The organism is Pseudomonas sp. LAIL14HWK12:I1, from assembly GCF_003202095.1.
GTDB classification, from domain to species: Bacteria; Pseudomonadota; Gammaproteobacteria; order Pseudomonadales; family Pseudomonadaceae; genus Aquipseudomonas; species Aquipseudomonas monteilii.
The window spans coordinates 338,355-353,241 of record NZ_QJKG01000001.1 but is presented as its reverse complement, the minus strand read 5'-3'; the positions used below and the strand labels follow the sequence as shown (position 1 = coordinate 353,241).

The 14,887-nt window shown below is 59.4% G+C and carries 14 protein-coding genes and 1 tRNA gene; all 15 read left to right on the top strand.

The window, feature by feature from the left end; all coding sequences use genetic code 11:
* The first annotated feature begins 4 nt into the window (after positions 1–4).
* The 15 genes from uvrC (at position 5) to D906_RS01635 (ending at position 14,870) form a co-directional block, all read left to right on the top strand.
* The gene (gene uvrC, locus D906_RS01705) at positions 5–1,828 is read left to right on the top strand and encodes an excinuclease ABC subunit UvrC (protein ID WP_027615052.1); all 1,824 of its coding nucleotides are present in this window, start codon (positions 5–7) and stop codon (positions 1,826–1,828) included.
* A gap of 33 nt (positions 1,829–1,861) precedes the next feature.
* A complete protein-coding gene (gene pgsA, locus D906_RS01700) occupies positions 1,862–2,422 on the top strand; it encodes a CDP-diacylglycerol--glycerol-3-phosphate 3-phosphatidyltransferase (RefSeq protein WP_016711578.1) in 561 nt (186 codons plus the stop codon).
* A gap of 64 nt (positions 2,423–2,486) precedes the next feature.
* Positions 2,487–2,562: transfer RNA gene (locus D906_RS01695), tRNA-Gly, on the top strand.
* A 293-nt stretch (positions 2,563–2,855) separates the two neighbouring features.
* Positions 2,856–3,626: a helix-turn-helix domain-containing protein gene (locus D906_RS01690; RefSeq protein ID WP_019096367.1), complete on the top strand. Its 771-nt coding sequence runs from the start codon at positions 2,856–2,858 to the stop codon at positions 3,624–3,626.
* Between the two features lie 106 nt (positions 3,627–3,732).
* Positions 3,733–5,289: a type III secretion system outer membrane ring subunit SctC gene (gene sctC, locus D906_RS01685; protein ID WP_027615051.1), complete on the top strand. Its 1,557-nt coding sequence runs from the start codon at positions 3,733–3,735 to the stop codon at positions 5,287–5,289.
* 1 nt (position 5,290) lies between these two features.
* Positions 5,291–6,394, top strand: coding sequence for a type III secretion system gatekeeper subunit SctW (gene sctW, locus D906_RS01680; protein WP_025753394.1), 1,104 nt, complete (start codon positions 5,291–5,293; stop codon positions 6,392–6,394).
* Positions 6,395–6,416: 22 nt separating this feature from the next.
* Positions 6,417–8,468: an EscV/YscV/HrcV family type III secretion system export apparatus protein gene (locus tag D906_RS01675; RefSeq protein ID WP_025753396.1), complete on the top strand. Its 2,052-nt coding sequence runs from the start codon at positions 6,417–6,419 to the stop codon at positions 8,466–8,468.
* Between the two features lie 11 nt (positions 8,469–8,479).
* Positions 8,480–9,781 carry a type III secretion system ATPase SctN gene (gene sctN / locus D906_RS01670; protein ID WP_027608769.1) on the top strand — a complete coding sequence of 434 codons (1,302 nt, stop codon included), beginning with the start codon at positions 8,480–8,482 and terminating at the stop codon, positions 9,779–9,781.
* Entirely contained in the window at positions 9,765–10,220 is a 456-nt protein-coding gene (locus D906_RS01665; RefSeq protein ID WP_019096362.1) for a hypothetical protein, read from the top strand. The genes sctN and D906_RS01665 overlap by 17 nt, the downstream gene beginning before the upstream one ends.
* Positions 10,217–11,227 carry a hypothetical protein gene (locus D906_RS01660; protein ID WP_025753399.1) on the top strand — a complete coding sequence of 337 codons (1,011 nt, stop codon included), beginning with the start codon at positions 10,217–10,219 and terminating at the stop codon, positions 11,225–11,227. Before D906_RS01665 ends, D906_RS01660 begins: the two co-directional genes overlap by 4 nt.
* Positions 11,224–12,132, top strand: a complete 909-nt coding sequence (locus tag D906_RS01655; protein WP_019096359.1) for a FliM/FliN family flagellar motor switch protein — start codon at positions 11,224–11,226, stop codon at positions 12,130–12,132. Before D906_RS01660 ends, D906_RS01655 begins: the two co-directional genes overlap by 4 nt.
* Positions 12,125–12,787 carry an EscR/YscR/HrcR family type III secretion system export apparatus protein gene (locus tag D906_RS01650; RefSeq protein WP_025753401.1) on the top strand — a complete coding sequence of 221 codons (663 nt, stop codon included), beginning with the start codon at positions 12,125–12,127 and terminating at the stop codon, positions 12,785–12,787. The genes D906_RS01655 and D906_RS01650 overlap by 8 nt, the downstream gene beginning before the upstream one ends.
* Positions 12,788–12,796: 9 nt before the next feature.
* A complete protein-coding gene (locus tag D906_RS01645) occupies positions 12,797–13,051 on the top strand; it encodes an EscS/YscS/HrcS family type III secretion system export apparatus protein (RefSeq protein ID WP_027615050.1) in 255 nt (84 codons plus the stop codon).
* Positions 13,052–13,057: 6 nt separating this feature from the next.
* Positions 13,058–13,837 carry a type III secretion system export apparatus subunit SctT gene (gene sctT / locus D906_RS01640; protein WP_019096357.1) on the top strand — a complete coding sequence of 260 codons (780 nt, stop codon included), beginning with the start codon at positions 13,058–13,060 and terminating at the stop codon, positions 13,835–13,837.
* A 1-nt stretch (position 13,838) separates the two neighbouring features.
* Positions 13,839–14,870: an EscU/YscU/HrcU family type III secretion system export apparatus switch protein gene (locus D906_RS01635; RefSeq protein WP_027608770.1), complete on the top strand. Its 1,032-nt coding sequence runs from the start codon at positions 13,839–13,841 to the stop codon at positions 14,868–14,870.
* Positions 14,871–14,887: the final 17 nt, after the last annotated feature.

The following is a 14,887-nucleotide window of genomic DNA, read 5'->3' as shown; positions in this document are numbered from 1 at the left end:
CCTCATGTCTCAAGTGTTTGATGCCAGCGCATTCCTGGCGACCTGCAGTGGTCGCCCGGGCGTTTACCGGATGTTCGATGCCGAAGCCCGGCTGCTTTACGTGGGCAAGGCCAAGAACCTCAAGAAGCGCCTGGCCAGCTATTTCCGCAAGACTGGCCTGGCGCCCAAGACCGCCGCGCTGGTAGCGCGCATTGCGCAGGTCGAAACCACCATCACCGCCAACGAAACCGAGGCGTTGCTGCTGGAACAGAACTTGATCAAGGAGTGGCGCCCGCCCTACAACATCCTCCTGCGCGACGACAAATCCTACCCCTATGTGTTCCTGTCCGATGGCGAGTTCCCACGGTTGGGCATTCACCGTGGGGCGAAAAAGGCCAAGGGCCGCTACTTCGGCCCGTACCCCAGCGCCGGGGCCATCCGCGAAAGCCTCAGCTTGCTGCAAAAGGCCTTTTCCGTGCGCCAGTGCGAGGACAGCTATTACGCAAACCGCACCCGGCCTTGCCTGCAGTACCAGATCAAACGCTGCAAAGGGCCCTGCACCGGGTTGGTGACTGCCGAGGAATACGCTGAGGATGTGCGCCACTCGGTCATGTTTCTGGAAGGGCGTAGCCAGCAGTTGGGCAACGAACTGAATGCCGAGATGGAAACGGCCGCCATGGCCCTCAATTTCGAGAAAGCTGCCGAGCTGCGTGACCAGATCTCCCTGTTGCGGCGCGTGCAGGACCAGCAGTACATAGAAGGTGGCAGTGGCGATGTCGACGTCATCGCCGCTTTCGTCAACCCGGGCGGCGCCTGCGTGCACCTGATCAGCGTGCGCGGTGGGCGAGTACTGGGCAGCAAGAACTTTTTCCCGCAGGTGGGTATCGAGGAAGAGGTGGCCGAGGTCATGGCCGCATTCCTCTCCCAGTACTACCTGGGCAATGCAGAGCGCGAACTGCCTGGCGAGTTGATCGTCAACGTGGTTCACGAAGACTTTGAAGCCATCACCGAGGCGCTGCACACGCTGCGTGGCCGCGAGCTGACCATCAGCCACCGGGTACGCGGCACACGCGCCCGCTGGCAGCAGCTGGCAGTGACCAACGCCGAGCAGGCGCTCAACGCCCGCCTGGCCAACCGCCAGCACATGGCTGCCCGCTTCGAGGCCCTGGCCGAAGTGCTGGGCCTGGATGAAGTGCCGCAGCGCCTGGAGTGCTACGACATCAGCCATTCCAGCGGCGAAGCCACCGTGGCCAGCTGCGTGGTGTTCGGCCCTGAAGGCCCGCTGAAGTCCGATTACCGTCGGTTCAACATCGAAGGCATCACCGGTGGTGATGACTATGCCGCCATGCATCAGGCGCTGACTCGCCGCTACGGGCGTATCAAGGACGGCGAGGGCAAGCTGCCCGATGTGTTGCTGGTGGACGGCGGCAAGGGCCAGCTGAACATGGCCCGCGATGTGATGCAGGAACTGGGCTTCAACGACCTGACCCTGCTTGGCGTGGCCAAAGGCGTTACCCGCAAGGCAGGCTTCGAGACCCTTTATCTGAACGACGTGCACCACGAATTTACCCTCAAGGGCGATTCTGCCGCTCTGCACCTGATCCAGCAGATCCGCGATGAAGCCCACCGTTTTGCCATCACCGGTCACCGCGCCCGTCGTGGCAAGGCCCGTCGCGTCTCCAGCCTTGAAGATGTGGCCGGGGTAGGGCCGAAGCGCCGCCGCGACCTGCTGAAACATTTCGGCGGCCTGCAAGAGCTCAACCGCGCCAGTATCGATGAAATCGCCAAAGCCCCCGGCATCAGTAAAAAGCTTGCCGAATCAATTTATGCCAGCCTGCATAGCGAGTAGAATGCCGGGCTCAACTTGCAGCCAGTCGTACCGATGAATATTCCAAACCTGCTCACCGTTCTACGCGTCCTGCTCATCCCGATTTTCATCCTGCTGTTCTATATGCCCTACCATTGGAGCTATATGGCCGCCAGCAGCGTGTTTGCCGTCGCAGCGGCCACCGACTGGCTGGACGGTTATCTGGCGCGTCGGCTGCAGCAGAGCACCCCGTTCGGTGCCTTTCTGGACCCGGTGGCCGACAAACTGATGGTGGCCGTGGCCTTGGTGCTGCTGGTGCAGACCCACGCCAACTTCTGGCTGACCCTGCCGGCTGCGGTCATCATCGGCCGCGAAATCGTGGTGTCGGCACTGCGCGAGTGGATGGCGGAGCTGGGCGCACGGGCGCATGTGGCGGTGTCCAACCTTGGCAAGTGGAAGACGGCAGCGCAGATGCTGGCACTGGTGATTCTGCTGGCCAACCCACCGGCGGTGACTTTCTGGGTCATCCTGGGTTACGGGCTGCTGCTGGTGGCGGCGGGGCTGACGCTGTGGTCGATGGTGCACTACCTGCTGGCCGCCTGGCCGCACCTGCGCGAAGGTTCGGAGCAGAAATAAAAGTTTTTTTGAATCAAGGGGTTGACGCTGTTTTAGAAATCGCTAGAATGGCACCCATCACGACGCGGGAATAGCTCAGTTGGTAGAGCACGACCTTGCCAAGGTCGGGGTCGCGAGTTCGAGTCTCGTTTCCCGCTCCAAATTCGGTCCTCAGTGCATGGCTGGGGTCACAAAAAGAAGAGGCCTAAGGGCCTCTTTTTTTATGCCTGCATTTTTTCAATCCCTCCTTTCATGAACCTATCTCGGCAGGGCCGGCCTCTTCACGGGTAAACCCGCTCCCACAGGGATTTCACAGGGCTGAAGGTGGTGCGGTAACTGTGGGCGCGGGTTTGCCCGCGAAGAGGTCGGTACAGGCAGTTGTCATCAGTTTCTCATCAAGATTGTTCGACGGGTCTCCAGCATAGTGGCTGGGAATCTATGCCGGGTGATTGTGATGGTGGCAACTGAAGTGGGGGCGGACGATAAACCAGACTCGATTTCAACCCTGAGGGATTGGTGTGCCCTTACGAAGTCTGGTGAGCAAGTCATTCGTATCCGCAATGGCTGTGACGTTCTGTGTCTGGCGCATCGCGAGCGTTCGGCTTTCTTGTGCCTGGCGCCAGGTTGGCAAGGCTTGCTGGTTTTACGCCCGGGGTTGCAAGTGCTCAGTGGCAGCGCCTGGGTGCTGCCGTTATCGCAAACGAATCTTTTCAAGTTGCAGTTGTTCATCGATCAGGGGGGCGTGCCTGAGGTGCGACCTGCTCCAGGCGAGCCTTGGGCCGTGTTGAGCGAAGGTCTTGGCCAAGGGCGAGCGGCGCCGGCGCTGGAGTCCTGGTATCTCACCCTTGCGTTGCAAGGTGATGCTGCCTATCAAACTTTTGCCCGTCATCTGCGTAGCAGTGAGCATTATCAGCTGCTCGGTTTTTTGTTGGAGCAAGGTTCGGGGGGTGAAAAGCTCCAGGACCTTGCAGGTCGTTATGGCGTATCGGTTTCACACTTCAGAAGGCTTTGCCGTCAAGCCCTGGGTGGTACAGCCAAGTCCGAGTTGCGTGTGTGGCGTACGGCGCGAGCGCTTCTGAGCATGGCTGAAGGCGCTGCCTCCCTGACAGACGTTGCCTTGGAGTTTGGTTACGCCTCTTCCTCGCATTTTTCCAAAGAGATTCGAGAGCTGGTCGGCATTGCGCCGAGTAGTTTGATCGATATAACCGGCCTGTCTGGCGAATGAATTCATGAAGTTTAAAAGTATGTGTCCGCGGGCTGTCATGCTCGTGCTTTGTTGCATGTTGCCTATGGCTTCATCGGTTGCCTCTGTTCGTGCTGAAGAGGGTTATGTGGCTCGTCAGGAAGGCCTGCGCACGTTCTTCGATGCACTGTCAGCGTCCTTGGGTAAACCGGTCATCCTCAGCAAAGCAGCAGCGCGGCGCACCATCAGTGGCGAATTTTCGCTCGCCGCACCGCAGCAGACGCTGGAGCGTATTGTTCGGCAAATGGCGCTGATCTGGTACAGCGATGGTCAGACGCTGTATGTCTATGAGGCGGCCGAAGCGAAGAGTACTGTCATCTCGTTGAACACCATCACTGTCCAGAAGCTGGATGCTTTCCTGCGCAACTCTGGTTTGCGCGATGCCCGATACCCTTTGCGTCATGATGGATTGCGGACCTTTTACATTTCCGGCCCGCCGATCTATGTCGACCTGGTGGCGCAGGCCGCGCAATTCATGGACAACCAAAGTGCCGGCTTGCAACTCGGACAGCAGCGTATTGGCGTTATCAATTTGCGCAATACCTTCGTTGCAGATCGCAATTACGAGTTGCGCGACCAAAGCATCACGGTACCCGGCATTGCGACGGCTATCGAGACGCTGCTCAAGGGGGAAATCCGTGGTGTCAACGCGGTGATCAACAGGGCTGGAGAAGGGCGTCCGGGTGGCATGCCGAGCTTTCCATTGGAGAGGCTGGGAGTTCCTGAGTCTGCATCTTCCGACACGACTACGCCGCGGATCATCGCTCGTGATCTGGCTGCCGGCAATATCCGCGTAGTGGCCTATCCCGATACCAATAGCCTGTTGGTCAAGGGGCTCCCGGAACAGGTACTTTTTATCGAGAATCTGGTTGCTGCGCTCGATGAGCCAAAGCGCCATGTCGAGCTCTCCCTGTGGATCATCGACCTGCAGAAGGACGACCTCAATGAGTTGGGCGTCGACTGGAAGGGGTCGTTCAAGGTTGGCTCGAAGGTGGCCGCATCGCTCAACGGCGGCTCGCTGAGTACGCTGGATAGCACTTCGTTCATGGCTGCCATTTCGGCGCTGGAAACCGACAACCGCGCCCGGGTGGTTTCGCGCCCGGTCGTGCTGACTCAAGAAAACGTTCCGGCGATTTTCGACAATAACCGTACGTTCTATGCGCGGCTGATCGGTGAGCGCAGTGTTGAGCTCGAACATGTCACTTACGGCACCCTGGTCAGCGTCTTGCCACGGATTTCAGCATCCGGAGAAGTCGAGATGGCACTCAACATCGAGGACGGCAGTGTGGTCGATTCGGCCGCGCAGTCGTCTGCGATCGACGCGTTGCCGACGGTTGGCCGAACGCGTATCAGTACCGTTGCCCGGGTGCCGAGGGGTAAGAGCCTGCTGGTAGGCGGCTTCACCCGTGACGAGAGTGCAGAGGTGATCAAGCGTATTCCGGTGCTGGGGCATATTCCTTATCTGGGGAGGATGTTCAGCTATCGGCAGACCCGTGAATCCAACACGGTTCGGGTGTTCCTGATTCAACCTAAAGAGCTCGACAGTCCGTTGGAACCAGGCGCTATGCAGATTGGCGCGCAGGTGATCGGCAAGGTGGCCCGTGACCCGGCCGACCGCGCGGTGCTGCGCGCGCTGGAGCGCTGATATGGCGGCTATTGGCGCAGTGCTGTCGCGCATGCAGATGGCGCGCACGCATCAGGGCGGCGAGCCCCAGGCAAAGGTCGTTGAAGCGCCAGACGACGATACTTCTCCAGCAGCCAGCGTCCAGCGATTCGTTGAAAACAGCGATGAGATGGCGGCGTCCCTGCGTTCGCAGTTTCGCCGTAGAGGCGATTTTGGCGACAAGTTCGAAGGCTTGGCAGACAGCTTCGAGCGGGTCCTGGAGGAAGATGTTGTTCCCAAGGCTCGGCAAATACAGTCGCTGGCCAAGCTTGCCGAGCGCAGCATCGAATGGCTGCTGGCACAGGCCCGGGGGCTGTTTCCCGATGACAGTGATCTGGTGCTGGTGCTGCGCCAGCTGTTGCGGGAAAGAGTGATGGCCGAGGCGACTCGCCGGCGTCTGGAGACGCTACTGCAACAGGTACTCGTTCAGTCGCCGCCCAAGCGTTTGAAGGCCGGTATCAATTCGGCACTCAAAGCCAAGATGTTTGGCAAGGCGCTGGCGTTGCAAGCGGCTTTGTTGCGTGACACCTATCGCTTGTTCCTGGAGTCCGAAGGCGGCCCGGTCGAGTCTTATGAGGACTGGATAGCCCTCTACGGCTATCGGCACCGTGGCCCGGTCCTGGATTTTATCGAGGCAGCCTTGCTGACCGACATCGATGCCCAGGACCCCAGTTGCTCACGCGACGAGTTTGGCCAGTTGCTGAAAAAACTGGGTGACCTCAAGCGTCTGCGTTCGGTTGATGTCGTGTTCATCCGCGGGCTGCTCGTACACGAGCTGGTTTGCCAGCATAACGCCAGCGAGCCGGACTGGTTGGTGTTCTTGTTGGGGCTGTTGCAGTTTCCCGACGAGCTCGACCCGTTGCTGTCAGGTCTCTTTGGGGAGCGCTTGTTGTTGGTTGACCATCACGAGCGCGCGCAACTGCTGCAACTGTTGCGACTGGCCTGCCTGGCGCTGCCGCTGGAGCTGTTTGGCGATGACGAGGCATTAGCGCGCATCGCCGCGCAATTCACGCACTTGGCCGACCTGGTGTTTGCCCATGAAACCATCGAGCGACATGCCGCGTTGACGGCTCGTTTCGCCTCCTGATCTTGAAAGGTCGGTACTTATCATGCTCGATAAATTCCTGCGCAATGTCACTGCTCGCCCCGAGCTGCTGATCCTGGCCCTCATGGTGATGATCATCGCCATGCTGATCATTCCATTGCCGACGCCGCTGGTGGATTTTCTGATCGGTCTGAACATCGTCATTGCGATCCTCGTCTTCATGGGGTCGTTCTACATCGAGCGGATCCTGAGTTTTTCCACCTTTCCCGCGCTGTTGTTGATCACCACGTTGTTCCGTCTGGCGTTATCGATCAGTACCAGTCGGCTGATCCTGGTGCAGGCCGATGCCGGTGACATCATCGCGTCATTCGGTGAGTTTGTGATTGGCGACAGCCTGGTGGTGGGCTTCGTGATCTTCGCGATTGTCACCATCGTGCAGTTCATCGTCATTACCAAGGGTTCCGAGCGCGTGGCGGAAGTGGCGGCGCGGTTCTCCCTCGACGGCATGCCGGGTAAGCAAATGAGCATCGATGGCGACCTCAAGGCCGGTGTCATCGATGCCAAGGAGGCGCGTGAGCGGCGCAGTACGCTAGAGCGCGAAAGCCAGTTGTATGGCTCCTTCGATGGCGCCATGAAGTTCATCAAGGGCGATGCGATCGCCGGGATCATCATCATCTTCGTCAACTTTCTGGGGGGGATCGCAATCGGTGTCGGGCAATTGGGCATGGACATGTCCGAGGCGCTGTCGACCTACACGTTGCTGACTATCGGTGACGGCCTGGTAGCGCAGATTCCCGCGCTGTTGATCGCCATTGGTGCAGGTTTCATCGTGACCCGTGTTAACGGAGACGAGGCCAACCTGGGGCGCAACATGATGAGCCAACTGCTGGGGCATCCTTTTGTGCTGGGTATCACTGCCTTGCTGGCGGTCGGTGTGGCAATGCTGCCAGGGTTCCCGGTTGCGGTGTTTCTGATCATCGCCAGTGCGCTGGTGGCATTGCTGTTCTTTCGCTACCGGCTGGAGAAGAAAAGCTCGGGTACTGCCCCCGTTGTGTCTTTGGCGGGTGAAGAGGGGGAACCCGAAAGCGAGTTGGGCCTGATCGAGAACGTCGACGACATGGCCACCGAAACCGTCGCCTTGATGCTGTTGGTGCCAAGCGCTCGCGTCGAAGCGCTGCGCGAGGCTCGATTATGTGAGCGTTTTCGCAGCCAGTTCTTCATCGATTACGGTATCCGGATCCCCGAGCCCCGATTGCGCGGTGCCGACTCACTGCCGATTGGGCAAGTCGCGGTGTTGATCAACGAAGTGCGTGCAGACCAGTTCGATATCCACTTCGATCTGCTACGTGTTGTCGATTACAAGCCAGAGCTTGAACATCTCGGCCTGGACCTGACCAGGGGCGTCGACAGCAACAAGCAAACCAGCGTATGGGTGCGCAGCAGCGAGCGCGAAAAACTGCAGGGCCTGGGGCATCAGTTGCGTACGGCTTATGACGAATTCTATCGCTGCCTGGTAACCCTGCTGGCTCGCAATATTTCGGAGTTTTTCGGGGTGCAGGAGAGCAAGGTCCTGCTCGACGAGATGGAAGCGCGCTACCCGGACCTGGTCAAAGAGGTCTACCGGCATGCCCCGGTGCAGAAAGTCGCGGAGCTCCTGCAGCGCCTGGTCGCCGAGCGGATCTCGGTGCGCAACATGAAACTGATTCTTGAAACGCTTGCTCACTGGGGCTCGCGTGAGAAAGACGTGATTGTCCTGGTCGAGCACGTGCGCGGCGGCCTGGCACGCTACATCAGTAACAAGTTTGCCAACGGCAACGACCTGCGTGTGCTGCTGCTCTCGCCGGAGTTCGAGGACGTGGTGCGCAAGGGCATACGTCAGACCTCTGGCGGAAGCTTCCTCAACCTGGAGCCCTCCGCCAGCGAAGAGCTTATGGACCGGCTGGCAGTCGGGCTCGATAGCCTGCACATCCCTCAGAAAGACATGGTCATCCTGGCCTCGGTGGATGTGCGGCGCTACATCAAGAAACTGATCGAGGGCCGTTACCGGGAGCTGGATGTGGTGTCGTTTGGCGAAATTTCCGACGCCATTTCAGTGACTGTGCTCAAGACCCTTTAGGAGAATGCGCTATGCAACTGCCAATGAGTCGGCCATCGCTGGAGCGCCGTGCTGCCCACCCGTTGCGTTTGAATGGTCCCCTTCTCGAAGCGGCACTGCACGATGTGGTGATCGGCGAAGTCTGCGAGGTGCGAGGAAACTGGCGGGACACTGCGGTGAGCGCTCGCGCGCAAGTGATCGGCTTCAGCCCCGATGCGGTACTGCTCAGTTTGCTGGGTGATGCGCGAGGGTTGTCCCGTGAATCGCTGATCGTGCCTACCGGTTCATTGCTCAGCCTGTATTGCAGCGCTGCCATGCTCGGTAGCGTGATCGACCCCCAGGGGCGGATAGTCGAACGTTTGGCCCCCGGCGATGCATTCGAGGGTTGCGACTGCCCGGTGGATGCTGATCCTCCGGCGTACCACCAGCGTCGCCCGGTAAACCAGCCGATGGCCACCGGCGTACGGGCGATCGATGGTTTGCTGACGTGCGGCATAGGCCAACGCATTGGCATCTTTGCCGCGGCGGGATCAGGCAAGACTTCATTGATGAACATGTTGATCGCCCACAGCGAAGCAGATGTGTTCGTGATCGGGCTGATCGGAGAGCGGGGGCGGGAGGTCACCGAGTTTGTCGAGACGTTGCGTCATTCGGATAAATGCACGCGGTGTGTGGTGGTGTACGCGACCTCGGACTTCTCCTCGAACGACCGCTGCAATGCAGCATTACAGGCAACGGCAATCGCCGAGTATTTCCGTGATCAAGGCCGGCAGGTGGTGTTGATGCTCGACTCGATGAGCCGGTATGCCCGTGCTCGCCGCGACCTCGCGCTGGCGGCAGGGGAGGCACCGGCGCGGCGTGGTTATCCCGCTTCGGTGTTCGACTCCCTGCCGCGTTTGCTGGAACGTCCGGGTGTGACTGCCAACGGGAGTATCACCGCGTTCTACACCGTATTGCTGGAAAGCGACGATGAACCTGACCCTGTTGCCGAGGAGATTCGCTCCATCCTCGATGGACATATCTACCTGAGCCGCAAGTTGGCCGCCAGTGGTCATTTCCCGGCAATCGATGTGCTCCGTAGTGCCAGTCGGGTGGCACATCAAGTCACCGGACCTGATGTTCAGCAACTGGCGGCCATCGCCCGCAAGGTGTTGGCCCGCATCGAACAGCTGCAGGTATTGCTCGACTTGGGGGAATACCGACCCGGGGAGAATGCGGCCAACGATCAGGCCATGGCCTGTCGCGAAGCGTTGATGGGCTGGCTTTGCCAGGATTTGAGTGAGCGATGTGCACCTCAGGCTGCATTGGAGAGCCTGCATGGTCTGCTTGGCTAATGTCCGGCGCCTGCTGGATTTCAGCGACTACCGGCAGCTTGAGTGTGAGCGAATGCTCGATAAGGCCTTGCGCGCAATGATTCCGCTTCAGCATGAGTTGCAGGCAATCGAGCAACAGGCTCAAGGGCTCGATGAGCTCCTGATAAGCCAACGCCCCGAGGATCAGCGGTTGAGCCATGCCCAGTTGCTGGCGCTGTTGCGGCGTCAGGCGGTCATTCGGCGGCAGATCGGTAACCTGGCGCTAGAGCGCATCCGCGTGATGGACCAGCACCAGGAGGCGGCTCAAGGGGTTGAGCGTTTGCAACGGCATATCAAGACGCTGCAGAGAAAGCATATGAAGTACCAGAGTCTGGAGCAACGTTTGCTGGGCGAACGTCGTTCACGTCTGTGGCGCCAGGAAGAACATGACATTGATGAACTATTGGTGAATTGGAAATGAGCGTAGTGCGCCCTCCTGTAGCGGCAGTCCGCCCGGTCAAAGATATTTTAGCCTCCGATGAGCTCGGCCATGAAGTTCAACCACAGGTCTCTGAAGCCCGTAATACACTGGACGACTTGCCGCAGGGCGCGCTTGTAATGTTGGCGCAGTTGCAGCCACTGCGCGAGCTCCCGCTAAAGCCATCGCTGGCAGCACTACGCCCAGCGGCCGAGACGGAGTCCAGGTCGGCCAAAGTATCGGTGGATCAGACGATACATGTGTCAATGAAGCAGCCGTCCGTGCCTTCATCGCCGGCACGGGTTGATGCTAGACCTGTGTTGCAGACTAAGCGTTTACCGATCGCTGCGCAGGTGCTTGTTCAGGCACCCGTTGCCACTGCGCTCGCCACACCCGGTCACGCTGCCATCGATGTGTCGGCTCAGCAGCATGTTCCATCGTCGTCTACCCGCTTGCCGGTCGCCATGCGGACACAGGAGCCTGACCGGACCACTGTTGCCAGTGCGCTTTGGGCCTGTGATCGAGCTGTCGCCGACAGACCGGTCAAGCAGGAAACGCCTCAAGCCTTACCGGCGCAACCACCGCCTTTGCTGGAAAAGGCACTGCCTTTACTGGAAAAGCCACTGCATTTGCACCGCGTAACGCACTCGGCGGTGGCTGCTAACCCGACATCTGAACCGAAGCCGGCGCCTGAAGCCAGCACTGCCCAGGAGGGTAGGCGCTATCTTCAGGTGCCCTTCAGCAAAGGTAATGCTGTGGGTCTGATCACAGTCAGCAAGGCGGGGGGCGAACGCCCCGAGCAGTTGTTGCTCAATCCAGACAGCGCGTTGGTTTCCAGCTATTTGAGCGACAACCTGGCGCAGGTGCCGGATTCGCGTTGGCGTTTGGCTGATCAGCAGGGGCATGAACACCGTGACCGTCATCAGCAGGAGCGAGCGGAGGAGGCGTTCGAAGAGGAAAGCCGTCAAACGCGTCGAGACACAGGTGAGCAGGGAGGGCAGCAGGCGTGACCTCCACCCTGTTGCTGCGCTGCGTTGCGCCACTTGATTATGAGCGGCGCCATGCGGTGGCCCGTTGGCAGCGTGAGGGGCACCCGGTTCAGCTGAGCCAACCTTCGCCACAGGCACGTTATCTGACCTTCTGGGCACAAGGTTGCCACGGTCTCTGGCAAGGCATGATCGGGGCGCGTGAGTGGTTGCACGCCGTGGCTCCGCAATGGTCGCAATGGCTGCTTCAAGAGGGCACAGGCCAGGAGGTTCTGGATCTGTTCTCTGCGGTCAGCCGGCCCGTCGAAGTTGCGCCCGAGCTGCTGGACTACCAGCGCCTGTTCGCGTTCGAGCTCATTCAGGGAGAGGCGCTGCAAGGGGCTTGTCTGCCCTGCATTGCAACGCCCCAGAGCGACGTGTGGGTCATGGAAGGGCCGAGCCAGCGCAAGGAGGCCTCGCGCCCGCTGCAGGCGTGGTTGCAGGCCGTGCCGCAGGCCCTGCGAATCGTGCTCGGTAACAGCGAGCTGGCTCGGTTGCCCTATCGGCAACTGGCGATGGGCGATGTGCTGATCATCGCCGAGCAAACCCGACAACTCTTCATGGCCGACCTGTGTATCGGCCAGTTCACCTTTGTCAAGGAAGGTCTGCGCATGCAACTCACCCCCCCGGATAACCTTTCGCCGGCCGCTCCCGGCGTGCTATCGGCGCTGCCGGTCAAACTTGAATTCGTACTGGGCGAACTCACCCTGAGCCTGGCTGCGCTCAACGCGTTCATCGAGGGCCAGGTGCTGCCCCTGGAGTCCACGGCCGCGAGCAATGTTGAAGTCCGTGTCGCTGGCAAGTGCATTGCTGTGGGTGAGCTGGTCCAGCTAGGCGATCGCCTGGGTGTCGAGCTGCGTGAGGTGGGGCGGGGCATGGGTAATGAATGACATTTCAATGATCGGGATGTTGGCAGTGGCTTCATTGCTGCCATTCCTGATTGCCGCAGGCACCTGCTACATCAAGTTCTCGATTGTCTTCGTTATCGTGCGCAACGCCCTGGGCTTGCAGCAGGTGCCGTCGAACATGACCCTCAACGCCGTTGCGCTGTTACTGGCGATGTTCGTCATGAGCCCCGTGGTGCAAGAAGGCTATGACTATTACAAGGAAAACCGGGTTGAGTTCACCAACATCGATGCGGTGGTGGCGTTCCTCGATAACGGCCTGGGCAGTTACCGCGAATACCTGTCCAAGTACACCGACCCAGACCTGGCACAGTTCTTCGAGCGGGCGCAGATCGCGCGCGAGAACCCCAATGCCGTCGATGTCGAACCTGACGAGACGCTGGAGCCTTCGTTGTTCGCGTTGCTGCCAGCCTATGCACTGAGCGAAATCAAAGCCGCTTTCAAGATCGGTTTTTATCTGTATCTGCCTTTCGTCATCGTCGACCTGGTGGTCTCCAGTATCTTGCTTGCCCTGGGCATGATGATGATGAGCCCGGTGATCATCTCCGTACCTATCAAGCTGGTGCTGTTCGTTGCGCTGGATGGCTGGGCACTGCTTTCTACCGGACTGGTTGGGCAGTACCTGTCTCTGGCTCAATGAGAATCGGCGATGAATGACCTGGTGTTTGCCGGCAACAAAACCCTGTACCTGATATTGATCCTGGTGGCCTGGCCGATCATTGTCGCCACGCTGGTGGGATTGCTGATCGGTCTGTTTCAGACTGTGACCCAGCTTCAGGAGCAAACCTTGCCCTTTGGCTTCAAACTGCTGGCGGTGTCGATCTGTCTGTTTCTGCTTTCTGGCTGGTACGGTGAGCCGTTGCTGGGGTTCAGTCGGGAAGTCATGCGCCTGGCCCTGAAGTGAATCGCGATGAATGTAAGCCTTTTTTTTGACCTGCATGGCTGGCTGGCCGGTGCGATGATTTGCTTCGCTCGCCTGGCACCGGTTTTTTTCATGCTGCCGTTTCTCAACAGTCGTGCGCTCACCGGAGCACCGCGAAACGCCGTGATCGTGCTGGTTGGCATGGCGCTCTGGCCTTATACCGCTGGCACGTTGCCTCGTCTGGACTCGTTTGGCTTCTACGGGTTGTTGTTGCGAGAGGCCGGCGTAGGCGTGATTCTCGGCTGCCTCTTGTCCTGGCCGTTCTGGGTGTTGCACGGCATGGGCAACCTGATCGATAACCAGCGCGGAGCGATGTTAGGGAACACGATCGATCCGGCCAACGGCGACGACACCTCGGAGTTGGCCAATTTTCTCCAGCTGTTCGCGGCAGTGATCTACCTGGAGGGCGGGGGAATGGCGTTGCTGGTGGAAACCCTGAGCCGCAGCTACCAACTCTGCTCGCCGGTACTCGGATGCGAGCTGCGGATTCAGCCGTTGCTCGGCCTGCTCGATCCGTTGATCAGTAAAACGCTGATCATCAGCGCGCCGGTGGTGGCGACCTTGTTGCTCACCGAGGCGCTGCTGGGTCTGCTGGCGCGTTTTGCGCCGCAAATGAACGCGTTTTCGGTGTCGCTCACTGTCAAGGGAGCCATCGCGTTACTGGTGTTGCTTCTGTATTTCAGTGCACACCTGCCTGACGAAATACTGCGCATGGCCTCCAAGCCTGATCAGCTGGCGGACTGGGTCGTAGCACCGGAGGCCCGCTGATATGTCCAGCGCCTCGAAAACTGAAAAACCCACGGCCAAGAAGCGCCGCGACGCGGCGAAAAAGGGCCAGACCTTCAAGGCCAAGGATCTCTCCAGTTCCTGCCTGATGCTGTGCGCGATCATCTATCTGACGAGCAGCGGCAGCTTGCTGGAGGTGATGGAGGTTTACCGGCGCATCATCGCTTCGGGTTTCGCCGCCGATCAGCAGCGATATGCCGCCGAGCTCGGGGTGCTGATGCTCAAGGTCGTGGCCCCGCTGATCGTTGTGTGTTTTCTCGCCAGCGCCTTGCCCACGTTGTTGCAGACCGGCCTGGCCATTGCCAGCGAGGCCTTGAAGCTGAACTTCGGCGCACTGAACCCGGTTAACGGCTTCAAAAAGCTGTTCAGTCTCAGAACAGTGAAGGATTCCGTTAAATCCCTGTTGTATCTGGGCAGTTTCGTAATCGCATTCTGGGTGGTCTGGCTGACTCAGCGGCATTTACTGTTTGCGCAACTCCATGCGCAACCGGTCGATCTGTTCCCGATCTGGGCTCATTTGTTGTTGGTGCTGGTGCTGGCTTTTCTGGGCTGCATCGTGCTGGTCGTCATGCTTGATGCACTGTGTGAGTACTGGCTGTACATCAAGGATCTGAAGATGGACAAGCAGTCAGTCAAGCGCGAGCACAAGGAACAGGAAGGCAACCCGGAAATCAAGGGGCGGCGGCACGAACTACATCGGGAGCTGCTATCCGAACAAGTCAAATCCGACATTCGTGGTTCGCGAGTGATTGTCGCCAACCCCACACACATCGCTGTGGGTATTTACTTCCGCCCGGAAGTCACAGTGATGCCGTTTATCTCACTGATGGAGACCAACCAGCGGGCATTGGCCGTGCGCAAGTACGCGGCTGAAGTTGGCGTGCCGGTAATCAGTGACATTGCCCTGGCCAGACGCATCTTCAAGACCCATCAGCGCTACACCTTCATACAGATGCAGGAAATCGAAAACGTCCTGCGACTTCTGGTCTGGCTCGAGCAGGTCGAGCAGGCCTGACGGGCCTCCTGCAAAAC

Bases quoted from the DNA above. Each gene is read 5' to 3' on its own strand.
- uvrC (WP_027615052.1), top strand. From the start codon at position 5: ATGTCTCAAGTGTTTGATGCCAGCGCATTCCTGGCGACCTGCAGTGGT.
- pgsA (WP_016711578.1), top strand. From the start codon at position 1,862: ATGAATATTCCAAACCTGCTCACCGTTCTACGCGTCCTGCTCATCCCG.
- D906_RS01690 (WP_019096367.1), top strand. From the start codon at position 2,856: ATGGTGGCAACTGAAGTGGGGGCGGACGATAAACCAGACTCGATTTCA.
- sctW (WP_025753394.1), top strand. From the start codon at position 5,291: ATGGCGGCTATTGGCGCAGTGCTGTCGCGCATGCAGATGGCGCGCACG.
- D906_RS01675 (WP_025753396.1), top strand. From the start codon at position 6,417: ATGCTCGATAAATTCCTGCGCAATGTCACTGCTCGCCCCGAGCTGCTG.
- sctN (WP_027608769.1), top strand. From the start codon at position 8,480: ATGCAACTGCCAATGAGTCGGCCATCGCTGGAGCGCCGTGCTGCCCAC.
- D906_RS01665 (WP_019096362.1), top strand. From the start codon at position 9,765: ATGGTCTGCTTGGCTAATGTCCGGCGCCTGCTGGATTTCAGCGACTAC.
- D906_RS01660 (WP_025753399.1), top strand. From the start codon at position 10,217: ATGAGCGTAGTGCGCCCTCCTGTAGCGGCAGTCCGCCCGGTCAAAGAT.
- D906_RS01650 (WP_025753401.1), top strand. From the start codon at position 12,125: ATGAATGACATTTCAATGATCGGGATGTTGGCAGTGGCTTCATTGCTG.
- D906_RS01645 (WP_027615050.1), top strand. From the start codon at position 12,797: ATGAATGACCTGGTGTTTGCCGGCAACAAAACCCTGTACCTGATATTG.
- sctT (WP_019096357.1), top strand. From the start codon at position 13,058: ATGAATGTAAGCCTTTTTTTTGACCTGCATGGCTGGCTGGCCGGTGCG.
- D906_RS01635 (WP_027608770.1), top strand. From the start codon at position 13,839: ATGTCCAGCGCCTCGAAAACTGAAAAACCCACGGCCAAGAAGCGCCGC.